This is a genomic window from Paraburkholderia sp. BR10954, assembly GCF_040965775.1.
GTDB classification, from domain to species: domain Bacteria; phylum Pseudomonadota; class Gammaproteobacteria; order Burkholderiales; family Burkholderiaceae; genus Paraburkholderia; species Paraburkholderia youngii.
On sequence record NZ_JBFRCK010000022.1, the window covers coordinates 41,731 to 63,777 of the forward strand.

Genomic DNA, 22,047 nt, shown 5'->3' on the forward strand with positions numbered 1-22,047 from the left:
TCAAGGAAAGGCCAACACCACAGGAACAAAGACCAAACACCCGCCGCAGGCAAAAAAGAGAAACCTCATTTGGAGCATCCCAGTGATCGACAGAATAACTGCAATGCGCACATTCATCCGAATCGTGGACACCAACAGCTTCACCCGCGCAGCGGAATCACTGAACATTCCCCGCGCAACGGCGACGACGATCGTCCAGAACCTGGAAGCCCTGCTAGGCACAGCGCTTCTGGTCCGCACGACGCGCCGCCTGAGCATCACACCAGAAGGCGCCGCCTATTACGAACGCTGCGCGCAAATACTGGCCGACATCGACGAAATGGAAGCCAGCATCCGCAACTCGACCGACAACCTGACCGGCCGCCTGCGCATAGAAATGCCGAGCGCAGTAGCAAGCGCAATCGTGCTTCCATCGCTAGACGAGTTCCACGCCCTCTACCCGAACCTCGATCTCGCGATCGGCGTCAGCAACCGCACCGTCGATATGGTTTCCGAAGCAATCGACTGCAGCATCCAGCTCGGTGAATTGCCCGATTCCAATCTCGTCGCGCGCCAACTCGGCACGCTCGATCAGGTCACCTGCGCGAGTCCAGCCTATCTGGCCCGCCACGGCACGCCAGCCGATCTCGACGAGCTGCGCGCGCACGTCGCGGTCAACTGCGTGTCGCCGCATAGCGGCCGCGAATGCGACTTCGATTTCGAAGTGGACGGCGAAGCGCGCAAGGTCAAGCTCAACGGCTTCGTGCAGGTCAGCGACGAACAGGCGTACCTCACCTGCGGACTGCAAGGCCTCGGCATGATCCAGCCCGCGCGCATCGCCGCACAGCCTTACCTCGACTCGGGCTTGCTGCATGAAGTGCTGCCGCAATGGAAACCCGTGCCGATGCCGGTCTCGGTCGCGTACGTGAAAAACCGCCGCGTGTCGCCGCGCGTGCGCGCGTTCGTCGATTGGCTTGCCGAGCTGTTCGAGAAGGCCGGCCACGTCGAGCAGGATCTGTCGCGCGTGCGGCAGTTGCTGCGCGGCCTGCATCCCGCATAAAGCGGGTGCGGGCGCGCGGCGCTCGCGCGTTGATTAGTCCATCGGCCGCACCGGCACCGGCCGCGTCAACAGATCGACATAGAAATTGAAAAACGCCGGATTATCAAAACGTTTGACGATCGTCATCTTCTGCAAACCCGGCGGCGGCGAACTCGAGTAGCCCGTTGCCTTGCCATCGTTGGCACCGAAGCTCGTATCCACATCCACCCATTCCTCGACGGTCTGCGTCGCGAACGACGGATGCATCAGATACGCGAGCGTCAGCGTGTCCCAGATGTTCGTCGTGTAGTTCGGATTGGTCTCGAAGCCGTTCTTGCCGTCGTAGCCGTAACCGTTCAGCGTCCTGAACAGTTGCGTGATGATGGTCTGCTTCGCCGGATCGTGTGCAATGCGGTCGTAAAGCGCCTTGTCCATTTGCACGGTATTCGTTACGTCGAGCGGAATCACCGTCTGTTTGATCGGCAGATGCAGCACTGTTTTCGCCGCTTCGGGATCGAACCACCAGTTGAATTCGGCAGTGGGCGTGGTATTGCCCGGCACGTCGATCGCGCCGCCCATGTAGATGATCTGCTTGATCAGCGGCACGATTTCGGGGTGCTCGCGGGTGGCCGACGCGATGTTGGTCAGCGGGCCGATTGCGAGGATCGTCACCTCGCCCGGATAGCGCTTCACCGATTCGACGATGAAGTCGGTCGCGCTCTGGCTTCGCACCTTGGTGTGCGTCGCGAAGCCATCCGGCGGCGCGACGAGCTCGCTTGCCGATTTCGGCTCGGGCTTGCTCCATGCGCCAATGTAACCGTCCCCGCCGGGGAATTCTTTCAGTTCCCGCTGGATCGTCGTGAAGTCGTGCGACAGCGCGTAATTCGCGCCCGCATACACGCCGACCTGTTGTTCGACGCCGAGCCGCTCGACCGATTTCAACGCATCGGCAACACCCTGCTTGAGCCACTGATTGCCGGACACCACGGTAATGCCGAGCACTTTCAGCGAACCCTGCGCCTGCAATTGCGCGGCCATCACGCCGAGTTGCCCGTCGTCGCCGAGCGTGTTGTAGTCGCTGTCGATGATCACCTTCGGCGGATCGCTTCGGGCATTGACACCGGTGCTGGCGTAAGCCGTGAGATCGAGTGTGATTGCCACGCTTGCCGCCCAGATCAATGCCACGAGAATTCGCCTCATCGATGCCTCCTTTGAAATGCCGCTGAATGACGCGGACAAGGAAACCATCATAGGCGCAAGCCATGTGAATGACGAACAATCAACGCACAACGACAGCGCAAGCAAAAGCGGCTCGCGACGCCACTGCAACGTCGCGAGCCGCCTCGAATAGCGCGCCGTCAAAGGCGCATTACTGCGCTTCCTCCGCCCACACGGCGTTCTCGCGCGTCATCAGCGAGGTCGATGCCGCCGGTCCGAACGTGCCCGCCGAATACGAGCGCGGCCGCTCGCCCGACTTCGCCCAGCCGTCGAGAATCGGCTCGGCCCACGCCCATGCCGCTTCGAGTTCGTCGCGGCGCATGAAGTGTGTCAGCCGTCCGCGGATCACGTCGATCAGCAGCCGCTCATAGGCTTCCGCGCGACGCTCGGTGAACGCCTGCTGCAGGTCCAGGTTCAGATTCACCGGCAGCATATGCATGCCGCTGCCGGGTTCTTTCGCGAGCACCTGCAGCTGAATCGACTCTTCCGGCTGCAACTGGATCACCAGCCGGTTGCCGTAGGTGCGTCCATTGCTCGGAATGATCGAGAACGGCAGCTCGGAGAATTCGATGACGATCTCCGACAGCTTCTTCTGCATCCGCTTGCCGGTGCGCAGGAAGAACGGCACGTTGGCCCAGCGCCAGTTGTTGATCCGCGCGCGCAATGCGACGAAGGTCTCGGCGCGGCTGCCCGCCGGCACGTTTTCTTCTTCGAGGTAGCCCTTGACCGCCTCGCCATCGACCGCGCCCGCCGTGTACTGGCCGCGCACCGTGTCGCGGGCGATGTCCTCGGGCGTCATCGGCCGCAGCGAGCGCAGCACCTTCAGCTTTTCGTCGCGCACCGCGTCGGGATCGAGCGACACCGGCGGCTCCATCGCGACGATGCACAGCAGTTGCAGCAGGTGGTTCTGCACCATGTCGCGCAGCGCGCCGGTCTTGTCGTAGAACCCCGCGCGAGTGCCCACGCCGACCGTTTCGGCCACCGTGATCTGCACGCTCTTGATGTACGGCGCCTGCCACAGCGGCCCGAAAATCGGATTGCCGAAGCGCAGCACCATCAGGTTCTGCACGGTTTCCTTGCCGAGGTAGTGGTCGATCCGGTAGATCTGCGATTCTTCGAAATGCTTGCCGACCGCGTTGTTGATCTCCTGCGCGGACGCGAGATCGTGGCCGAGCGGCTTTTCGAGCACCACGCGCGAATGGGCGTCGACAAGCCCGGCCGCCGACAGGTTGTCGCAGATATTGGTGAACAGATCCGGCGACGTCGCCAGGTAGAACACGCGGTTCACGCCGTCGCGCGATGCTTCTTTCAGGCGTTGGTAGTCCTCGGGCGAATCGACGTCCATCCGCACGTATTCGAAAATCGCGAGAAATTTGTCCCACGCGGATGCATCGAACGCCTTCTTGTCGATGAAGGGCTTAGCCTTCTGCTCCATGAATTCGCTGATGTATTCCTCGCGCGACCAGGGCTTGCGCCCGATTGTCAGAATGCGGGTGTCCGGCGGCAGGTTGCAGTGCAGATGCGCCATGTACAGCGCGGGCAGCAGCTTGCGGAACGACAGGTCGCCGGTGCCGCCGAAGATGATCATGTCGAGCGGCAGGTCGGGTGTGGCAGGAGCTTGTTGGGTCTTCATGGCACGGTCGCAGCGTCTAGGGGGAAGGCGTCGATCAGGAATCGGCGGCGGGCGGACGGGCTATGGCTCACGTCCGGTATGGCGCTTTTTCCGGCAAACTTCTATGGTGCAACGTTTTGAGATAGTTTGCACGGCAACATCTGCCGCAGGTTAGCGCAAGTTGCCAAGCTTGCGCGCCACGCGGTTGTTTTTTCGGGATATTTTGCGTGATTTTGGCGGGTGGACTGCCGACGGTCAGCCGCGCGCCAGCGCGTCTCGCGCGACCCGGCACGCGGCCAGATCCCACGCCGCGCAGCCGACGCTCTTGAACACCACCGGTCCCGCCGGCACCGGCTGCGGCTTACCGAGCACCGCGGCGATCCCGCCCACCCGCGCCCAGTCGACGCCCGCCTGGATGAAATCGCCGGCCTCGTGCTTCGCGCCGGCCTCGTCGTCGACGAACAGCGCGCTGCCCGCGATCGTCGTCGCGCCGATCTCGACCATCTGCGGCGTGAAAGCGCCGACCCCGATCACGAGCCGCTCGGCGCGCGCCGTCTCGTCGTAGACCGGCTGTTTGCTCGTCGTCAACGCGATCACGACCTCGACCGAAGCCGGAATCGTCGCGCCGGTTTCGGTGAGCGGCCGCAACTCGCGCACCTTGCCGCGCTGCGCCGCGCAGAACGCTTCGGCGCGCGCGGGCGCGCTGCCCTTGACCCACACGCACGCGTCGGGAAACAGTTCGCCGATCGCTTCCAGATGATTGAGCGCCTGCGTGCCGGTGCCGATCAGCAGGAATTCGCGCGGCGTGCGCGCGGCGAACGTCGCGATGCCGAGCATCGACATCGCCGCGGTCCGGCGGCCGGTCACGGTCGGACCGTCGAGGACGAACAGCGTCTCGCCGGTATCGGCATCGAAGGCCATCACCTGGCCGTGGATCGTCGGCAGATGGCGAGCGCCGTTGCTCGCGCACACGTTGACGAGCTTGTGGATCGCCAGATCGGGCGCGGTGGCGGGCATCGACAGCATGATGCCGCCGGCGTTCAGCGGCACGACGAGCCGCTCGGGGCTCACGATGCGTCGTTGCGCGTAGTCGATGCTTGCGCGCCGCAATGCGTCGACAAGCGCCGCATAAGGCATCAGCCGCGCGGTGGCGGCGGCGTCGAAGATCTGCGTGGTCGGGCGGGTCATGGGCGGGACGGTCCAATGCTGGATGGAGTGGGCATGGCGTCACCGTAACCGAGCGCAAGAAAATTGACTAGTCGTGTGGGCGGCTACTTCCCGCCGTTACCGTCGCGGTTCTGGTCGCCGTTCTTGCCGTTGCCGTTACCGTTGCCGTTGCCGAACATCGCCCGACACGCCGGGCTCAGTTCGTCGAGGTGCCGCTTCATGCAGGCGATGATCTTCGCCCGGTGCGGAATCTCCGCGGCGCAGAAATGGAACGCATCGTGACGGCAAGCATGGGCCTGTTCTTCGCGGGTCGCGGCCTGCGCGGCGCTGGCAGCGTCGAGCACGACGAGGCTGGCAGCAAGCAGGCGGAAGGCTCGATTCATGGGAGATCCGATAGGTCGCACGTCGAAGATGCTGCCTCAGCAGGAAGCAGACCCGAATCGCGAAGGCCGCGTCATGCCCAGCGCGCCAGCTAGCTCGTGCAGCGGCCGAGCGTCATCCCCCGCCCCGCATAGAAACGCGACATCGTCGCGAACGGCAGGTACACGTCGGACTGATGCGGCGCGACGCCCGACGGGTTATGGAACCACACGCCGTCGCGATCCCGGCCGTGCAGCAGGATCAGATGACCGCCCCGCTGCTGGTTCGGCCGCTCCGGGTAGCGGATCTCGGGGCTCACCGACACGATCGCGAGCGTATCGGCGTCGAGCCGCGCCACGATCTCCTCGAGCGACGCCTGCGGCAGCACGTCGATATCGAGGCCGAAGGCCGGGCCTGCCCAGTCGGCGAACGGCCGGTAGATCAGCCCGTCGACACCGCCATCGTCGCGCAGCCGATACACGCCGTGCCGCAGCGCGTCGTCGAGCAATGCGGCGCGCGGCGCGTGATCGATGCCCCAGTAGTCGAGCGCCGATTCCAGGCACGTCAGCCCGCACAGGCGTTGCGCCCAGAATCGATAGTGCTCGGGGTCGGCGAAACCGCTGCGCTGCCAGTGCGGGTCGTCACACGGATCGCGCTGCTGTTCGACGATGTCGCGCACCCATTCGGGGCTGCCCCATTGCGTGTAGTACGGAACATCGGCGTGGCGGAGAACGGGTTCGGTCATCGCGGGTATCGGTCGGGTTGAGTCGTACTGGGTCGGGTTGCGTTGCGCACAATCACAGCATGCTGCGCGGCCGCTTCATCGTGCCGTCGAAGAAACGCTGCAAACGGAACGCCGACAGATCGAGCGACGCGTTGCCGCCATCGTTGAGTTCAGCGAGCAGCTTGCCGACGATCGGCCCCATCGCGAACCCATGTCCGCAAAAACCGGTCGCGATCGTCAGGCCAGCGACCTGCGGCGGCGCATCGATCACAGGAATTCCATCGGGCAACACGTCGATCAGCCCGGCCCACGCCTCGACCACCTGGGCGTCGCGCAACGCCGGAAACAGCGCGCGCAGCTTGTTCAACGCGCGCGGCGCGTGGCTCGGGTTAGGCTGCGGATGCGGGTCGCGCGGATAGAGCACACGTTCGGCGTCGGGCACGCCACCCGGCAGACGTTCGCGCAGATCGCGCAGACAGGCGCCGTTCAGATGGAAGCTGAACTTCTCGCGCTGCGTCCACAGTTCCGGCAGGAACCATTTGAGCGCGCGGAAATGGCCGAGCGTCATGTCGACGTCGACCTGCATGTCGTCGGCGAGGTTGATCGCGCCGTTCGCGCGTTGCCGGATGCCGAGGCCGTGCCCCCAGAACGTCGACGCGGTGATCGGCGGCAGCGGATTGGTACGCATGCAAGTACCGCGCACCGCCTGCTGAGGCAGTTCGAGACCGAGCGTCCTGAGGAGCCGCCAACTGCTCGCGCCGGCCGCGCAGATCAAACGCGAGGTACGAATCGTGCCGCGCTCCGTGACCACGCCGGCGATCGCGCCACCCGCGCGTTCGACGCCGACCACGCCGCAGCCCTCGAAAAACAGCGCGCCGGCTTCGGCCGCGCGCGCCGCGAACGCCGCGGCCGCACGGCGCGGTTCGGCCTGACCGTCGCTTGGCGTGTATAGGCCGCCTAGCGCGGGCCCCTGCATGCCGGTGACGACGGCGTCGATCTGCCCGCGGTCGAGCGTGCGGGTGTCGAGGCCATACTGACGCGCGACTTCGAGCCATTGCTGGAACGAAGTCCAGTCTTCGTCATTGGTCGCGACATACAGGCAACCGCCCTGGCGCCATTCGAGATCGAAATTCAGCTCACGCTCGAGTTCTTTCCACAATGGAATGCACGCCATCATCAGCGGCACCTCGGCGGCTTCGCGGCCCTGCTGGCGCACGAAGCCCCACGCGCGCGACGACTGCTGCCCGGCGATCCGCGACTTGTCGAGCACCACCGCCGACAGGCCGCGCCGCGCCAGGTAATAAGCGGCCGCGCAGCCCATGATGCCGGCACCCGCGATCACGACGTCGGCGCGGCTGGGAAACGGTTGGTCGGCGGGCGTGAAGGTCGAGTGCAGCGGGTAAGTCGTGGTCATTGGTTGGGCGGGTTGGAGACGTGGGCGTCATCTTCGCAGTGGCGGCCATTGTCCGCAATGCCGCGAGAGTTCGGCACCGCTGCTGGTCGCAGCCGGCACGACGCGCCGGCTCCTGCCGGATTCCGCGATCATCCGTCACACGGATATTCGTCGATTATCTGTGACGCAAATATTTGACAAATATTCGTGTAACGCATAAATTGCGTTTATTCGTCTCGCAAATAATCCGCCATGCTCCATCTGATCACCACGTCGGACCAGCTCGCGCAGTTGCTGGCGGCCAGCCGCCGCCAAGCCGGCTTCACGCAGACCGAGGCGGCCGCGCGCGTCGGCGTGAGCCAAAGCCGCATTTCCGCGCTCGAAACCGATGCGAGCGGGCTCACGCTTACGCAGCTGCTCGCGCTGTGCGGCGCCTACGGCCTGCAATTGCAGTTGCGCGACAAAAATCAGCCGAGCGCCGAGCCGGCACCGAACGTCGAGTGGTGAGATGACCCGGCAAACTGCCTCGAAGGCATTGTCGGTCTGGGCCAACGGCGAGCGCGTCGGCGTCTGGCGCCTGCGCGCGCGTGGCCCGATGGAGTTCGCCTACGACGCCGCCTGGATCGCGTCGCCCGCGGGTCGTCCGTTGTCGCTGTCGCTGCCGTTCACGCCCGGCAACATGACGCACAAAGGGCCGCGGGTCCTCAACTACTTCGACAACCTGCTGCCCGACAGCGACGCTATCCGCAAACGCATCGCGCAGCGCTACCGGACCGAAACGCTCGACGCGTTCGACCTGCTGCGGGCCATCGGCCGCGACTGCGTCGGCGCGGTCCAGCTGCTCGGCGAAGACGACGCGCCGGCCGGGGTTCAGCGCATCGAAGGCACGCCGCTCTCCGACGACGACATCAAGGCGCTGCTCGCGCAAACGGTCGGCAAACCGACGCTCGGCGCGCCCGACGAACCCGACGACTTCCGCATCTCGCTCGCCGGCGCGCAGGAGAAAACCGCGCTGCTGTGGCACGACGGCCAATGGCAGCGGCCGCACGGCGCGACGCCGACCACACATATCTTCAAGCTGCCGTTGGGGTTAGTCGGCAACCGGCTCGCCGATCTGAGCACGTCGGTCGAAAACGAGTGGCTGTGCATGCGGATTCTGCGCGAGTTCGGCCTGCCGGTCGCGAACACCGAGGTGCTCAGCTTCGGCCAGCAGCGCGTGCTCGCCGTCGAACGCTTCGACCGGCAGATGCATTCGAGCGGCAGCTGGCTATTGCGTTTGCCGCAGGAAGATTTCTGCCAGGTGTACGGCGTGCCGTCGCATCGCAAGTACGAGAACGAGGGCGGCCCCGGCGTGCTCGATCTCGCGCGGATTCTGCAGCAGTCGGTCGATGCGCGGCAGGACCTCGAGACCCTGCTCGCGAGCCAGATACTGTTCTGGATGCTGGCCGCGCCGGACGGCCACGCGAAGAACTTCAGCATCCGTCTGCTCGCGGGTGGCCAGTACCGTCTGACGCCGCTTTACGACGTGATGTCGATCTGGCCGGTCGAAGGCAATGGCCCGAACCAGTGGTCGTGGTACAAGGCGCGGCTTGCGATGGGTCTGTGGTCGCGCAGCAAGCACGATGCGTTTCGCGACGTGCAGCGGCGTCATTTCAACGCGATGGCGTTGAAGTGTTCGTACGGCGCCAACGCCGAGCCGCTGATCCAGCGTCTGATCGAGCAGACGCCCGGCGTGATCGAGCGGGTGTCGGCGGCGTTGCCCGAGCGCTTTCCGGGCAAGGTCGCCGAGCGGATTTTCAAGGGACTTCAAAACTCGGCGGCCCGGCTCGACACGATGCCGGCGAGTTGAACGCTTGCGGCCAGAAGCCTGAACCGTTGGCTTGCGCACAACTCATTCGTGGATTCCCTACGGTTTCGTCATCGTTTCACCGGTAGAATACTTTTTGATGCTCAATGCATCAAAAGTCACCCGCGCGACGGCTGCGTCGCTTGCATTAGCGGCCTCGGCGACGGTCTGACAAAATCATAAACAGTGAATTTTTTTACGGTACATTTGCTGTCCCCGCGTGGCCGATTCATGCGCATTGCATGCGCACGGTCGGCTTGCGCCTGTCGACCGCGTACCACCTGTACCTTTTAACTCGCGGATTTTCACGCAGTATGGCCAACGAAACACACTCACCGGACTCCATCGCGGTTGCCGAGCGCGTGCGCGAGTTGATGAGCCGGCATGGAATCGGCAAGCGCCAGCAAACCACGGAGCTATGCCGCATCCTCGATCTGAGTTTTTCTCAGGGGCACCGCAAACTGCGCGGCAATAGTCCATGGACGCTGTCGCAGATCAAGAAAGTCGCCGAGGTATTCGACGAACCGGCGGCGCAGCTGTTCGGCGCGCAGTCGCTCGATCCGGGCGTGGTCGGCGCGATCGCCCAGGAGGCGGTGTTCTGCATCGGCGCGACCGAAATCGCCTGTACCGCGTGGGTCGGCGCCGCGCTCGAACCGGGTAGCCGTCCGGAGTTCGTCGCCTATTCGCGGCTCGGTCAATGGCGTGTCTCGCGACATGATGGCGCGCTGTATCAGAGCGCCTATGAAGTCCACAAGATCGAGATCTATCCGCGCCGCGCCGAAACCGACAAGCCTTCCATCGCGGTCGTCGACGACGATTGCGCGAGCGCCGATAACCTGCGCGACTATCTGGAGCGCAGCGGCTTCACGGCGGTCGCGATCTATGGGCTCGCGGCCTTCAGCGAGCAGTTGCAAACGCAGGTGTTCGATGGCGTAATCATCGACTGGCTGTTCGGCTCGCAGACCTCGGCGGCCGCGATTCGCGCGGTGCGCGCGTCGGAGAACCCGGACGCGCCGATCTTCGTGCTGACCGGCGAGCTGCTGACCGGCAAGGCCAGCGAATCGGAGATCAGCGAGGTGATCCGAGATTACGACGTCGCGTGCTACGAGAAGCCCGCGCGCATGGCGATCCTCGTCGCCGATCTGTCGAAGCGGCTGAATCGCCCCTGAACCGCTGGCGCCGATGCGCGCCCCGGGCGCGGCGCCGCCCTCACGCCTGATGCCGCGCCGCCAGCGCGCGCTGCAGCGCGTGCTTCAGATCCTCGTAATGGACCGGCTTTAACAGCGCCTCGAACACCGACGGCGCGCCAGTCACCCCACCTTCATCATCCCGCACGACCTCCGGCGCGTACGCGCTGACCACGATCACCGGCACGCCCGCCGACGGTCCACCGCGCACCGCGAAGTCTTCGAGAAAGGTGTAGCCGTCGCGCCCCGGCATATGCAGATCGAGCAGCACCACTTCGCACCGGTGTGTATCGAGCCACGCGAGCGCGTCGTTCGCGTTGCCGAGTGCGAGCGAGTCGTAGCCCATGTGCGCGACCATTTCGCTGAGTGACTCGCGGATCAGGCTGTTATCGTCGATGATCAGCACGCACGGTTGCGCGCCGTCCGGCTCGGCTTGCGCCGCGACGTGGGCCGGCTCGAGGGTGGCGACCGGCTCGACCGGAATCGTCACGGTGAAGCGGGTGCCCTCGCCGACCGTGCTCGCGACATCCACCGTGCCGCCGAACAGCTTGACGAGCCCTTGCACGATCGTGAGCCCCATGCCGGCGCCTTCGAAACGGCGCGAGCGCTTCGCGTCGAGCTGAGTGAACTCCTCGAAGATCAGCGGGATCTGCTCGGACGGCACGCCCGGTCCCGTATCGCTGACGACGAAAACCAGTAGCGCCGGCTGCTGGCGCAGCTCGACGCGCACCGTGCCGGTCTCGGTGTAGCGGATCGCGTTGGTGACGAGGTTGTTGACGATCTGCCGGATGCGGTGCGGGTCCGACTCGACGAGCCCGCTGGCGCCGCTCGCCTCGCTTTCGAGCTTCAGGCCGCGCACCTTGGCGGACATCGTGTGTTCATCGACGATCGACGCCAGCAGCTCGCGCGGCTCGAAATGCTGGTGCCGCAGTTCTAGCTTGCCGGCGCCGAGGCGCGCGTAGTCGGTCAGGTCCTTCATCTGCGCTTCGAGATGGCGCGCCGCCGTTTCGAGCCGCTGGATCACCTTGCGGTCGGCCTCCGTGTGATAGTGGAAGCCGAGCAGTTCCACCGACGACACGATCGCATGCAACGGCGTGCGCAGCTCATGGCTGATCATGCCGAGAAACGCATCCTTCGCGAGGCTCGCCTCGCGCGCCGCGCGGCTTGCCTGATGCTCGGCTTCCAGCGCCGCGCGCTGCTGGCGCATGAGCCGCGTGCGGCGCCGGCCGTTGAGCACGAGCAGCAGCGTCGCCGCCGCCGACAGCAACAGCAGCACCAGACCACCCGCGAAAAGGAGGCGGCGTTTGTCGATGAAATCGCGGTTCATCGCTTCGCGGTCGGCGACATCGGCGAAACGGCGCGACAGCGCAAGATCGTTGACCTCACTCCAGTGCTGGCGCAGCTGCGCGTCGATCCGCGCGGCACGGGTGCGGTCGCGCGGCAGTACGTCGATCTCGGGCTGGATGTCGTCGAGCACATTCTCGAGCGTCCTGATTTCGTCGATCTGCCGTTGCAACAGAGCGAGCTGCGCGGAGAGCCGCTGCGTCGAGCCGGCCATCACGCGCAGCTTCGATTGCAGCAGCTGGAAGCGCAGCAGCAACCGCTGATAGTCGTCGTCGGCGCCGGACTGATACAGCAGCAGCTGGTTCTCGAAGCGAGCGTAGGCGATCTGCAGTTGTGCGGCGTCCCAGTAGAAACCGTCGTAGGTGCCGGTCAACTGCTCGGTCGCGCGCGGGTTCAACAGGTTCGCATACAGCAGGTAGCCGATCGCGCCGACGGGCGCGGCGAGCGCCATCAGCCAGATCAGCACGTACATCGCGCGCCGCCACGGACGACGCGCTATTTGACGATGAGGGCCTTGATCTGCCATACGAATTTCGAGTCGCCGACCGCGCCAGTCAGTTCATCCGGAAAAGCATCGCGCGGATAAATCAGAAACAGCGGCCCGAAGTCGCTGAGTTTCAGGCGCTGGCCGTTCATGCTGTACGCGACGATCACGCCGTAGCGTTCGCAGTCCGCGACCGGCACGGTGTAGGTGTAATCGTCGTACGTGTGAAGCTCGATTTCGCTGCCGCGCGCGCCGACGGCCTTCAGGATGTCGGCGAGCCTGGGACCGGCGAACGTCGAGCGCGGTGTCCAGGTGGTCGAAGTCGTGATCGTATGCACGGGCAGCGCGAGCAGTTGAGCCTCGTCGAAGTGATAGGTGCGATGCGCGGCGTCGTTGGTGTTGGCGATCTTGCCCTCGACGTCGAGCGCCAGCGCCGGCGACTGCCGCACGCCCGGCTGCGCATGCGCGCCATAGACGGTAAGCCCGACGATCAGTCCCGCGAGCCCCGCCAGCCAGCGCATCCGCGAGGGCACACCGGTTTCGCCGGCTGCATTGCGCAGCGTTGCAATCAGGTTGGCCATTTGCTTTTTTTATCCGTTTTAGTTGATTCGCCGGACCGTGGGCGGCGCCACGGTCAGCCGATCTTATGCCACGCGAAGTGTTGCGCCATACCGTGCAGTCAAACGCGTGCCACCCCCGACACGCGACCTTTGACCCGCATGCATAATATCGCCAAAATGCGCTGACACAAAAACCCGATAGTCATGAACAAGCCGGTCTTGCCCCTGACGTACGAACAGCTCGATCACTGGATCGAATCGCTGCAGCCCGAGTTGCTCGCCGGGCGTTTCACGCTGGCGCTCGGCATTCTGCGCGGCGGCGCGCCGCTCGCGCTGATGGTGTCGCACGCGGTCGGCGCGCCGGTCGCGTTCCTGCGCTACGATCGCCAGACGCGCGCGGTCGCATGGGATTCGACGCTGCCGATCCCGCCCGCCGGCTCGAAAGTGCTGTTGTGCGAGGACATCGCCGGACGCGGTTTTACGCTCGCCGATTGCATCGCGTTCCTGCAATCGCACGGGCTCGAAGTCAAAACGCTGACCGCCGCGGTCGATGAACTGAGCCGCGTGCAGCCCGACTACGCGATCGACGCGCGCGGCTACTTCGCCCTCTTTCCATGGGAGCGCCAGGCGTACACCGAGCGCTACCGCGACGACTGGGCACGCGTCGAAGCCGGCGCCGCGCCGGCGATGGCCAATGACCACGAATACGCGGCTTACGCAATCGACCTCGATGGCATCCTGCTGCCCGACGTCCCGCTCGCGCGCTACGACGAAGACCTTGCCGGCGCGCTCGCCGAGCGCGACGCGCTGCTGCCGTTCGACGTGCTGCCCGGCATCGACCTGCAACACGTGCGCACGATCATCACGGGCCGCCCGGAGATGGATCGCGCGCGCACCGAAGCGTGGCTCGACCGACACGGCTTCGCTCATCTGCAACTGGTGATGCGCGCGCCCGGCCTGCATGACGACAGCCCCTCCGGCGCGGCCGCGCACAAGGCGAGCGCGGCGCTGCGCTCGGGTGTCACGCACTTCGTCGAAAGCGATCCGGTGCAGGCGCTGCTGATCGCGCAGCAGGCGCCTTTGTTGCGAGTGATCTGGTGGGATGCGCTGACGCGCACGGGGATGCTGGTGAGCGCAAGGGCGTGGAGTTGAGCCGAGCTCAGCGCTCTACTTGTCCTTCCCCTCGCGCAACTGCAAATGACGCGCGGCCCGCTGCGACGCGACGACGATCAGCTTCATCGTCGCGCGCGTCGCGCCGACGAACAGCTTGCGCGCGACGCGTTCGTCGAACGCGTCGAAGTCGATCTCGGTGAAGATCACGCACGGCGCCGCCTGCCCCTTGAAGCGGTAGATCGATTCGAACAGCACGTCGCCGTCGCGATACTCCGGGTTGCCGAACAGATCGTATTTGCCGGTGAAGCTGCGCAGCCGATGCGGTCCGAGATGATCGAGCGCGCTCATCGCCGAACCGTCCCTGCCGCGGAACGACAGCACCACGATGTCCTGCTTGCGAAAGCCGAGCCCGAGCGCGTGGGTGATCGCGCGCTTGGTCGCGTCGATACTGCTTTCGGCGGCCTGCGCTTCGTCGTAGACCGACACCGAAACGTCCGAGCCGTCGAACGGACTGCCCGACGCGAGCGCCGCGGCAAGCGGCACCGACGAGCCGACCACATCGCGCAGATAGTCGAGGATGTCACGCGGACTGCGGTAGTTGGTGGTTTCCTTCAGCGTGGCCCAGCCGGGCAAGGACACCGGCTCGCGCATGTATAGATTCTGCAGCGGGTCTTCGAGCCACCACCACGCGCCGCCCGGCCGCAGCAGCCGCTCGAGCGAGGCGATCCACGACTGCTGGAAATCCTGCCCTTCATCGACGATCAGCGCGTCGAACTGCCAGCGCGGTTCGATCGGCGTGTCGGCGAATCCGGCCTCCAGTTGGTCGAATACCTGCGCGGACTGGAAATCGGGCGCGCGGCCCGCGTCGCGCATGATCCAGTCGCACAGCTGGTGATAGTTCGCGACCTTCGCCTCCGGCGGCGCGACCCGCGCAATGTGATCGGCGAGCGGCCGGTTGAAGCACACGTACAACGGTCGCTCGTCGCGCGCGACGGCGTCCTTCATCACCTGCACCGCGAGTTGCGTCTTGCCGGAGCCTGCCGTGCCGACCACGCGCAAACGGAACGGCGCGAATTCGAGCCGCCGGGCCCACGTGGCGAGTCCGCCCGACAGGCGCGTGACGAGCGTGCCCGCCTGGCCGACGAGCGCGCTCGTGTCGGGTGCCAGCGCGAGTTCGTCGGCGAGAAAGTGGTGGATTTTCGATGCGCTGGGAAGGCGCGGCTCATCGGCCGGCAGCGCTTCGCGAATGATCGCCGCGAGCCGTTCGCGCCGCGTCGCGTCGACGATGCGCGCGGGATTCACGCCGGCGATCGCCGCGTCCTTGACGATGTGATCGGGACAGTACAGCAGTTCCTCGATGAAATACGTGCCGGCGCCGAACGCCGCGGTAAAACGCCGGTGCAGACTCTCGATCGTATGCGCGAGCGCGATCGCGACGTTGCGCTCGGTCTGCAGATACACCTTGACGAGCCCGTTCGGCGTTTCACGCAGAAAGCCGGTCTTCTGCTCGACGATCATCAGACGCCCGGCAGGACTCACGATCACGAAGTCGGCCTCGCCGAATACCGAGAAGTTCTGGTTCAGGCGAGTCCAATGCACGCCGTGATAGACGGTGTAATCGTCGGGCAGTGCCTGTTCGAGCAGCGCGAGCGTTTCGCGTTCGCGCGCCGCCGCGCCGGTCGCTTCGAGGCTCTTCCAGTCGTCGGGAACAATGCGGGCCATGCGATGCCTTATTGGGTTTGGATGCGTGAGTCCACGCGTGTCGGCTCAGTGCGCAATTCGGGGTGCGGTCATTGTACGCAACGCGGTGGCGGGCGTCGCGTCCGCGAGGCTGGGTGCCGCCTCGCGCGCAGAGCGCCGTTCGGATGCCGCGCAAAGCTTCGCGCATCGTGTATCGTAACTGGCTGAACGCCGCGCGCGAGGCGCGGCTTGCCAACCGTAAGAGAAAAGGATTTACCGGATGATTACGATCTGGGGACGTACCAATTCAGTCAACGTCCAGAAAGTATTGTGGTGCTGCGACGAACTCGTCCTGCCATTCGACCGCATCGACGCGGGCCTGCAATTCGGCCGCAACAACGAACCCGACTATCTAGCGATGAACCCGACCGGCAAGATCCCGACGCTGGTCGACGACGACTTCGTGCTGTGGGAATCCAACTCGATCCTGCGCTATCTGACGATGCAATACGGCGAATCGAGCCTGCTGTATCCGGCCGAGCCGAAACTGCGCGCGAGCATCGACCGCTGGCTGGACTGGTCGCTGTCGACGCTGCAGCCGGTGGAACGTCCGGTGTTCTGGTCGCTCGTGCGCACGCCGGAGGCCGAGCGCGACGCCGCCAAACTCGCCGCCGACGTGAAGGCGGTCACCGTGCTGTGGCGCCTGCTCGACACGCATCTGCAGGGCCGCTTCTTCCTCGAAGGCGAGAAGTTTACGCTCGCCGATATCGTGATCGGCGCGTACGCGAAGCGCTGGTTCGGCCTCGACGGTTTGCAGCGGCCGCCGCTGCCGAGTCTGGAGCGCTGGTATTCGCGTCTGACGACGCGCACCGGCTTCAAGAAGTACGTCGATTTTCCGTTGACCTGAACGGCCGGTTCATTGGCGACTTCGTAAGCGCCGCCCGCGCGCTTGTGCCGCGCCTGTGCCGCGCCTGTGCCGCGCCTGTGCCGCGCCTGTGCCGCGCCTGTGCCGCGCCGATCCCCCGACCGGCGCGGCGACCCACCGCGCATGCCTCTATAATCGACGCATGAAAACCGCCAACCCCGCCGCCAACCCCGCCGCCAAGCCCGCCGCAACCGGCCATCCGGTCACTCCCGCACCTGCCGCCTCCGCCGCCGATGCGCACGAGCATCATGTGCATCACGACGTGCATCAGCCGTCGCAGGAAGCGGCTCTCGCACTGGCCGAGCAATATTGCCGCGAACGCGGCGAAAAACTCACGCCGATCCGGCGCAAGGTGCTCGAACTGCTGCTGAACTCGGGACGCGCGACCAAGGCCTATTCACTGCTCGACGAAATGCGCCAGATTCACCCGGGCTCGGCGCCGCCAACCGTCTATCGCGCGTTGGATTTTTTGCTGTCGGCGGGACTCGTGCATCGGATCGAGTCGATCAATGCGTTCACCGTTTGCCATGATCTGACGCAATGCCAGCACGGCATTCTCGTCGTATGCCAGCAATGCGGCAGCGTCACCGAGTTGCATCAACCGAAGCTGCGCCAGGCCCTGATCGCGCAGATCGAAGACGCGGGCTATCGGCTCGCGAGCGACGAAATCGAGTTGAAGGGCCTCTGTGCGGCCTGTCAGGCGGCCGCAATGGCTGCCGAAGCCGCGCCGGTGGCCGCGGCGAAATAGCGGCGCGCTACGCGTCAGGTGCGCAACGCGGTGTGATGCGCTGCGAAGCGTCAATGGCTGAGCGCTGTTCCGCGAAACGACGTCTTCCCGCCGCGCGCCGGCCTGCTACTACTCGCTCTCCACGAAAGCCCGCTGCGAGCCCGCTACGAAGCGGCGATCACCCCGCCGCGCGGGCGTCGATCGCGTCGCGCAGCAACGTCACGAGCGCTTCGGGTAACGCGGGTTTGGTCATGAAATGCTGGAAGCCTTCGCCGATGCTGCGCAGGCGATATGCGTCGTCGGTATGGCCGGTCAGCGCCACCGCCACCGCGGGTGAATGGCCGCCGCAAATCTCGTGGTCGCGCAGCCGCTGGATCAGATAGAAGCCATCCATGGTCGGCAAGTCGAGGTCGCAGACGACCGCGTCGGGAAGCAACTCCATCGCCGCCACGACACCCTCTTCCGCATCGGCGACTGCGCATACCTTCGCGCCTTCCGCCTCGAGTAGCAAAGTCAACGATTCCCGGCTGTCGGGATCGTCCTCTACCAGCACGATCGTGGCCTGATCGAGCCTCATTGCTGCATTCATCGTATGTTGTTGCTCTGGAAAACCGGTTAGGCCATCGGAAGTGGCCAATGTTTCACTCTGCTGATTGCCGCCGATTTGCGCGGCCGATGTGTTGCTGTCCATGGTTCCGACTCGATTTCGCACGCCGAGTTGCAGACAGGTCCGCGATTGTAAAACATTGCTGAGCACCTTCCCGAGTACAACGCGTGCGCACGGTAACGCGCCAAAATTGCACGTCGATGAAAAAACGGCGCTCGACGCATGCCGCGATTTAGCTGCTGAGTGTCCGCAGTTTTTCCGCGGCTCGCCGATTGCCGGCACCCGATGTTCCGGCGCGGTTCGCACGAACCCCGTTCGTACGGCCTTCTCCGCCCGGTCTCGATTCCGTCCTTCGTATTGTTTGCGCGACGCGGCGCTGTCGTTCGTGTCGCGCCGCTCGCATCCGACGACTCTGCAAGCATGTCGCGTGCCTCCATGCAGGGGTTCGCGTCACGTGAAGAGGGGCCGGGTCGCGCGTGTCGATGACACAAAGATGAATTGGCGCTTACCCGCTAACCGTTGGCGCCGCGGCGCTATCATCGTGGGCGCGCATGCGCGGCATGCTTCGGTTCGCGGCCGTCCGCACGCGTCTATCGATGTCCGCTCATCCTAACCCGAGGCTACCCGACACCATGTCCGCCACATCGTCCGCGCTTTGCACCGCGACGCTCGAGATCCTTCGTCACGTCAGCACCGCCACGCTGACCACGCAGCTATTCAAGCGCGGTCTGCGCAATACCTTCATGCAAGGCGTCGCACCGCTCGGTCCGCTCCGCTGCGCGAATCTGGTTGGGCCGGCGTTCACGCTGCGCAATATCCCGTCGCGCGAAGACATCGACGTGCTGGAGCTATTCGCGGACCCTGAGTACGCGCAACGCAAATGCGTCGAGACCATTCCGCCGGGCCATGTGCTCGTGCAGGATTGCCGCGGCGAGCGCGGCAGTGCGTCGTTCGGTTCGATTCTGTCGCTGCGTTTGCAGGTGCGCGGCGTGGCCGGCATGGTGTCCGACGGGCCGGTGCGCGACAGCGCGACGATCGCCGCGCTCGACATGCCGGTGTTTTGCGCCGGCGCGAGCGCGCCGCCCAATCTGATCCGCCATCACGCGGTCGACATCAACGTGCCGATCGGCTGTGGCGGCGTCGCGGTGTTTCCGGGCGACGTGATCGTCGGCGATGGGGATGGGGTCGTCGTGATTCCGCTGAAGATGGCCGACGACGTCGCGCAAGCCGCGGCCGAACAGGAACGGCTCGAAGCGTTTCTGACCGAAAGGATTCGTGCCGGCGCCGCGCTACCCGGCACCTATCCGCCGAACGACGAGACGAAGGCGGCGTTCGACGAGTGGAAGAAAAACCGCAAAATCTAGGGGCCTTTTCAAACGAACCGGCGACCGGTGCGCCACACCGGCCGCCGGTTCAAGCGCCCTTGGCGGGCCCGATGCCCTGCACCAGCAACGCCACCGCATGCCGTGCGATCTCCGCGCCGCCGATATTGCGGCGCAACGGATCATTACGCCACAGCTTCGAGGTGGCCAGCGGCAGAATCGTCATGCCGAGCAGCGTGACGAATACGAGCGCGGGTTCGAGCGATGCATTCAGGCGCCCCTCCTTCTGCCAACGCGCGATCGCCAGCAGCGACTCCTTCTGATGCGCGAAGCCGAAACGCTCATGCATGCGCTGGCGCAGCAGACCGCCGTCGCCGATCACTTCGCGAATCCACAGCGACGCGAACCACGGGTTATCGCTCGCGATCTGCACGAGCCGCTCGGTGAACTGCGTGATCGCCGCGACCGGATCGTCGGGATTTTCCCGGAACGGCAGACCGAGGCTTGCGCGCAACGGCGCGAAACACTCGTCGATCAGCACATCGAGCAGTTGATCGCGTGTCTTGAAGTAGTAGTGCACCATCGCGGGGGTGAAGCCGGTCTCGCGGGCGATCTCACCGAGCGATGTCTCGACGATGCCCTGCCTTGCGAACAACGTCAGCGCAGCGTCGAGCAAGCGCGCACGTTGCTCTGGGCCGCGCGCGGCGCCCGTCGGCCGGCCGGGGCGGCGGGCGGGCGACCCGGTTGGCGCGCCGCTTGTGAGATTCGCGGTTTGCGTATCCGCTTGCGTCGCCTCGAGTTTGGGCTTCGACGCGCCACGCTTTTTCGCGGCAATTCGCGCGGGTGGCCCCGCATCTGTCACGACGTGGTCCGCAGCGGCGTCATCAGACGAGATCCTTGTCATTGCATTGAATTTGACGTGAGAGGCGATGTCGCCTATATTAATCGTTCGGTTAATTAATTTCAACGCGTTGCCGCCATGGAACAACCCGCTACGACCCTGTCCGTCGACTCCGCGCCCGACGAACCCGGCCAGGCCTCGGCTGCAGACGCAGCCGCTCATCCGCCGATCCGGCTGCTGTTTCCGGCACTGCTGCTGGTCATGCTGCTCGCCGCGCTGGACCAGACGATCGTGTCGACCGCGCTGCCCACCATCGTCGGCGATCTGGGCGGGCTCAATAACCTGTCGTGGGTCGTGACCGCCTACCTGCTCAGCTCGACGATCGTCGTGCCGCTGTACGGCAAGTTCGGCGACCTGTTCGGCCGCAAGATCGTGCTGCAGACGGCGATCGTCATCTTTCTCGTCGGCTCGGCGCTGTGTGGCATCGCGCAAAACATGAGTCAGCTGATCGTGCTGCGCGCGCTGCAAGGCCTCGGCGGCGGCGGCCTGCTCGTCGTGACGATGGCGGCGATCGCGGACGTGATTCCGCCCGCTGAGCGCGGCCGCTATCAGGGCGTGTTCGGCGGCATCTTCGGTCTCGCCACCGTCATCGGTCCGTTGCTCGGCGGCTTTCTGGTCGAGCATCTGACCTGGCGTTGGATCTTCTACATCAACCTGCCGCTTGGCATCCTGTCGCTGATCGTGATCGGCGCGGTGTTCAAACCGCACGTGCGCCACGTCAAGCACACGATCGACTACATGGGCGCCGCTTTTCTCGCCGGCGCGCTGACCTGCATCATCCTGTTCACGAGCCAGGGCGGCACGATCCTGCCGTGGACCTCGCCCCAACTGTGGTTCACGCTCGGCATGGGCCTCGTAGCGATCTGGGGCTTCATTCACGAAGAGCGCAGCGCGGTCGAGCCGATCATGCCGCTCGGACTGTTCAAGCAGCGCACGTTTCTGATCAGCAGCCTCGTGAGCTTCATCATCGGCGTATCGCTGTTCGGCTCCGTTACGTTCATTCCGCTCTATCTGCAGGTCGTGAAGGCCTCCACGCCGTCGCAAGCCGGCATGCAGATGCTGCCGATGATGGGCGGGCTGTTCATCCTGTCGATGGTGACGGGCCGTCTGATTAGCAAGATCGGCAAGTATCGGCTGTTCCCGATCATTGGCACGTTCCTCGTCTCCGTGGCGATGCTGCTGCTCGCGCGCCTGCAGATCGATACGCCGATTCATGTGATGTATCTGTACATGGGCCTGCTCGGCTGTGGCCTCGGCATGGTGATGCAGGTGCTGGTCCTCGCGGTCCAGAACACCGTCGAGTTCAAGCATATGGGGGTGGCGACGTCGGGCGTCACGCTGTTTCGCTCGATCGGCGGCTCGATCGGCGTGGCCGGTTTCGGCGCGGTGTTTTCGAACGGACTCGCCGCACGCCTCGAAAAGCTGATCCCGCCCGATACCGAACTTCCGCAGGCCCTGGGTCCCGCCGCGATTCATCAGCTACCCGAAGCATTGCGCAATGACTATCTGCATGCGTTCGCTGGCGCGTTGCATACCGTGTATCTGTCGGCCGCATGCGTCGTGGTGCTCGCCTTCGCGCTGGCATGGCTGCTGAAGGATCATCCGTTGCGCAGGCACTGAGCGTTCTTCTGCGCCTGATCCGGATGCTGATGCAAACACTTACCGGCAAGCATCCAATAGCCGGGCGATCACGAGGCCGCACGCGCAGCGCGTCGGCCTCGTTGTTTTTTTGTCGCGCTCACTAGATGGGGCGCGCCCGTGCATTTGTCGTGAAACAACAGACACATACATTCGTTTTTGAGCGTAACGGCAAAGTTTCTTCATACCTCCGAATGAGCGGTAGCGCACACAATCCAGGG

General features: G+C 64.9%; 21 protein-coding genes. 10 read left to right on the plus strand and 11 right to left on the minus strand.

Features of this window, described 5'->3' with window-relative positions:
• Nucleotides 1–82: 82 nt before the first annotated feature.
• Nucleotides 83–1,039, plus strand: a complete 957-nt coding sequence (locus tag AB4Y34_RS26395) for a LysR family transcriptional regulator (protein WP_026228225.1) — start codon at nt 83–85, stop codon at nt 1,037–1,039.
• A 33-nt stretch (nt 1,040–1,072) separates the two neighbouring features.
• Here the strand turns inward: AB4Y34_RS26395 and AB4Y34_RS26400 are convergent, their stop codons facing one another.
• Nucleotides 1,073–2,218, minus strand: coding sequence for a nucleoside hydrolase (locus AB4Y34_RS26400; RefSeq protein WP_176384614.1), 1,146 nt, complete (start codon nt 2,216–2,218; stop codon nt 1,073–1,075).
• Between AB4Y34_RS26400 and AB4Y34_RS26405 the strand changes: the two genes are divergently transcribed.
• Nucleotides 2,169–2,369 carry a hypothetical protein gene (locus AB4Y34_RS26405; RefSeq protein WP_221314121.1) on the plus strand — a complete coding sequence of 67 codons (201 nt, stop codon included), beginning with the start codon at nt 2,169–2,171 and terminating at the stop codon, nt 2,367–2,369. The two genes, AB4Y34_RS26400 and AB4Y34_RS26405, sit on opposite strands and share 50 nt — an antisense overlap.
• Before the next feature lie 18 nt (nt 2,370–2,387).
• On the opposite strand, the gene zwf is transcribed toward AB4Y34_RS26405, so the two are convergent.
• From zwf to AB4Y34_RS26430, 5 genes are all read right to left on the minus strand, one after another.
• Entirely contained in the window at nt 2,388–3,869 is a 1,482-nt protein-coding gene (gene zwf / locus AB4Y34_RS26410; RefSeq protein ID WP_176384615.1) for a glucose-6-phosphate dehydrogenase, read from the minus strand.
• A gap of 234 nt (nt 3,870–4,103) precedes the next feature.
• Nucleotides 4,104–5,036, minus strand: coding sequence for a bifunctional Delta(1)-pyrroline-2-carboxylate/Delta(1)-piperideine-2-carboxylate reductase (gene lhpI / locus AB4Y34_RS26415; RefSeq protein ID WP_368717685.1), 933 nt, complete (start codon nt 5,034–5,036; stop codon nt 4,104–4,106).
• An 83-nt stretch (nt 5,037–5,119) separates the two neighbouring features.
• Nucleotides 5,120–5,398: a hypothetical protein gene (locus tag AB4Y34_RS26420; protein WP_176123124.1), complete on the minus strand. Its 279-nt coding sequence runs from the start codon at nt 5,396–5,398 to the stop codon at nt 5,120–5,122.
• An 89-nt stretch (nt 5,399–5,487) separates the two neighbouring features.
• Complete coding sequence (locus AB4Y34_RS26425; RefSeq protein ID WP_368717686.1) at nt 5,488–6,120, minus strand: C39 family peptidase; 633 nt, start codon at nt 6,118–6,120, stop codon at nt 5,488–5,490.
• 52 nt (nt 6,121–6,172) lie between these two features.
• On the minus strand, nt 6,173–7,513 hold the full coding sequence (locus AB4Y34_RS26430) for an FAD-binding oxidoreductase (protein WP_176105735.1): 1,341 nt from the start codon (nt 7,511–7,513) through the stop codon (nt 6,173–6,175).
• A 231-nt stretch (nt 7,514–7,744) separates the two neighbouring features.
• Here AB4Y34_RS26430 and AB4Y34_RS26435 point away from each other — a divergent pair, with 231 nt between their 5' ends.
• The 3 genes from AB4Y34_RS26435 to AB4Y34_RS26445 all read left to right on the plus strand — a co-directional run bounded on the left by AB4Y34_RS26435 (nt 7,745) and on the right by AB4Y34_RS26445 (nt 10,507).
• Nucleotides 7,745–7,999 (plus strand): helix-turn-helix domain-containing protein, encoded by a 255-nt coding sequence (locus tag AB4Y34_RS26435; protein ID WP_018433135.1) that lies wholly within the window; start codon nt 7,745–7,747, stop codon nt 7,997–7,999.
• Between the two features lies 1 nt (nt 8,000).
• On the plus strand, nt 8,001–9,341 hold the full coding sequence (locus tag AB4Y34_RS26440; protein ID WP_368717687.1) for a type II toxin-antitoxin system HipA family toxin: 1,341 nt from the start codon (nt 8,001–8,003) through the stop codon (nt 9,339–9,341).
• 311 nt (nt 9,342–9,652) lie between these two features.
• On the plus strand, nt 9,653–10,507 hold the full coding sequence (locus AB4Y34_RS26445; protein WP_176382828.1) for a helix-turn-helix domain-containing protein: 855 nt from the start codon (nt 9,653–9,655) through the stop codon (nt 10,505–10,507).
• Between the two features lie 40 nt (nt 10,508–10,547).
• Here AB4Y34_RS26445 and AB4Y34_RS26450 read toward each other — a convergent pair whose 3' ends face one another.
• Together AB4Y34_RS26450 and AB4Y34_RS26455 are read right to left on the minus strand one after the other, a co-directional pair.
• The gene (locus AB4Y34_RS26450; protein WP_368717688.1) at nt 10,548–12,395 is read right to left on the minus strand and encodes a hybrid sensor histidine kinase/response regulator; all 1,848 of its coding nucleotides are present in this window, start codon (nt 12,393–12,395) and stop codon (nt 10,548–10,550) included.
• Complete coding sequence (locus tag AB4Y34_RS26455) at nt 12,365–12,934, minus strand: molybdopterin-dependent oxidoreductase (protein WP_368717689.1); 570 nt, start codon at nt 12,932–12,934, stop codon at nt 12,365–12,367. Before AB4Y34_RS26455 ends, AB4Y34_RS26450 begins: the two co-directional genes overlap by 31 nt.
• Nucleotides 12,935–13,117: 183 nt before the next feature.
• Here AB4Y34_RS26455 and AB4Y34_RS26460 point away from each other — a divergent pair, with 183 nt between their 5' ends.
• Complete coding sequence (locus AB4Y34_RS26460) at nt 13,118–14,065, plus strand: phosphoribosyltransferase family protein (protein ID WP_368717690.1); 948 nt, start codon at nt 13,118–13,120, stop codon at nt 14,063–14,065.
• Between the two features lie 15 nt (nt 14,066–14,080).
• Here the strand turns inward: AB4Y34_RS26460 and AB4Y34_RS26465 are convergent, their stop codons facing one another.
• On the minus strand, nt 14,081–15,748 hold the full coding sequence (locus AB4Y34_RS26465; protein WP_368717691.1) for an ATP-binding domain-containing protein: 1,668 nt from the start codon (nt 15,746–15,748) through the stop codon (nt 14,081–14,083).
• A 238-nt stretch (nt 15,749–15,986) separates the two neighbouring features.
• Between AB4Y34_RS26465 and AB4Y34_RS26470 the strand changes: the two genes are divergently transcribed.
• Both AB4Y34_RS26470 and AB4Y34_RS26475 read left to right on the plus strand, forming a co-directional pair.
• Complete coding sequence (locus AB4Y34_RS26470) at nt 15,987–16,613, plus strand: glutathione S-transferase family protein (RefSeq protein ID WP_368717692.1); 627 nt, start codon at nt 15,987–15,989, stop codon at nt 16,611–16,613.
• 160 nt (nt 16,614–16,773) lie between these two features.
• A complete protein-coding gene (locus AB4Y34_RS26475) occupies nt 16,774–17,379 on the plus strand; it encodes a Fur family transcriptional regulator (protein ID WP_368717693.1) in 606 nt (201 codons plus the stop codon).
• Nucleotides 17,380–17,536: 157 nt separating this feature from the next.
• On the opposite strand, the gene AB4Y34_RS26480 is transcribed toward AB4Y34_RS26475, so the two are convergent.
• Entirely contained in the window at nt 17,537–18,049 is a 513-nt protein-coding gene (locus AB4Y34_RS26480; protein WP_176105726.1) for a response regulator, read from the minus strand.
• A 548-nt stretch (nt 18,050–18,597) separates the two neighbouring features.
• Here AB4Y34_RS26480 and AB4Y34_RS26485 point away from each other — a divergent pair.
• The gene (locus tag AB4Y34_RS26485; protein ID WP_176382821.1) at nt 18,598–19,329 is read left to right on the plus strand and encodes a ribonuclease activity regulator RraA; all 732 of its coding nucleotides are present in this window, start codon (nt 18,598–18,600) and stop codon (nt 19,327–19,329) included.
• 49 nt (nt 19,330–19,378) lie between these two features.
• Here AB4Y34_RS26485 and AB4Y34_RS26490 read toward each other — a convergent pair whose 3' ends face one another.
• Nucleotides 19,379–20,149: a TetR/AcrR family transcriptional regulator gene (locus AB4Y34_RS26490; protein ID WP_368717694.1), complete on the minus strand. Its 771-nt coding sequence runs from the start codon at nt 20,147–20,149 to the stop codon at nt 19,379–19,381.
• A 117-nt stretch (nt 20,150–20,266) separates the two neighbouring features.
• Here AB4Y34_RS26490 and AB4Y34_RS26495 point away from each other — a divergent pair, with 117 nt between their 5' ends.
• Nucleotides 20,267–21,808 (plus strand): MDR family MFS transporter, encoded by a 1,542-nt coding sequence (locus AB4Y34_RS26495; protein ID WP_368717695.1) that lies wholly within the window; start codon nt 20,267–20,269, stop codon nt 21,806–21,808.
• The last annotated feature ends 239 nt before the right edge of the window (nt 21,809–22,047 follow it).

Coding starts and splice junctions, on each gene's coding strand:
- AB4Y34_RS26400 (WP_176384614.1), bottom strand. CDS start 2,218: ATGAGGCGAATTCTCGTGGCATTGATCTGGGCGGCAAGCGTGGCAATC.
- zwf (WP_176384615.1), bottom strand. CDS start 3,869: ATGAAGACCCAACAAGCTCCTGCCACACCCGACCTGCCGCTCGACATG.
- lhpI (WP_368717685.1), bottom strand. CDS start 5,036: ATGACCCGCCCGACCACGCAGATCTTCGACGCCGCCGCCACCGCGCGG.
- AB4Y34_RS26420 (WP_176123124.1), bottom strand. CDS start 5,398: ATGAATCGAGCCTTCCGCCTGCTTGCTGCCAGCCTCGTCGTGCTCGAC.
- AB4Y34_RS26425 (WP_368717686.1), bottom strand. CDS start 6,120: ATGACCGAACCCGTTCTCCGCCACGCCGATGTTCCGTACTACACGCAA.
- AB4Y34_RS26430 (WP_176105735.1), bottom strand. CDS start 7,513: ATGACCACGACTTACCCGCTGCACTCGACCTTCACGCCCGCCGACCAA.
- AB4Y34_RS26435 (WP_018433135.1), top strand. CDS start 7,745: ATGCTCCATCTGATCACCACGTCGGACCAGCTCGCGCAGTTGCTGGCG.
- AB4Y34_RS26440 (WP_368717687.1), top strand. CDS start 8,001: ATGACCCGGCAAACTGCCTCGAAGGCATTGTCGGTCTGGGCCAACGGC.
- AB4Y34_RS26445 (WP_176382828.1), top strand. CDS start 9,653: ATGGCCAACGAAACACACTCACCGGACTCCATCGCGGTTGCCGAGCGC.
- AB4Y34_RS26450 (WP_368717688.1), bottom strand. CDS start 12,395: ATGGCAGATCAAGGCCCTCATCGTCAAATAGCGCGTCGTCCGTGGCGG.
- AB4Y34_RS26455 (WP_368717689.1), bottom strand. CDS start 12,934: ATGGCCAACCTGATTGCAACGCTGCGCAATGCAGCCGGCGAAACCGGT.
- AB4Y34_RS26460 (WP_368717690.1), top strand. CDS start 13,118: ATGAACAAGCCGGTCTTGCCCCTGACGTACGAACAGCTCGATCACTGG.
- AB4Y34_RS26465 (WP_368717691.1), bottom strand. CDS start 15,748: ATGGCCCGCATTGTTCCCGACGACTGGAAGAGCCTCGAAGCGACCGGC.
- AB4Y34_RS26470 (WP_368717692.1), top strand. CDS start 15,987: ATGATTACGATCTGGGGACGTACCAATTCAGTCAACGTCCAGAAAGTA.
- AB4Y34_RS26475 (WP_368717693.1), top strand. CDS start 16,774: ATGAAAACCGCCAACCCCGCCGCCAACCCCGCCGCCAAGCCCGCCGCA.
- AB4Y34_RS26480 (WP_176105726.1), bottom strand. CDS start 18,049: ATGGACAGCAACACATCGGCCGCGCAAATCGGCGGCAATCAGCAGAGT.
- AB4Y34_RS26485 (WP_176382821.1), top strand. CDS start 18,598: ATGTCCGCCACATCGTCCGCGCTTTGCACCGCGACGCTCGAGATCCTT.
- AB4Y34_RS26495 (WP_368717695.1), top strand. CDS start 20,267: ATGGAACAACCCGCTACGACCCTGTCCGTCGACTCCGCGCCCGACGAA.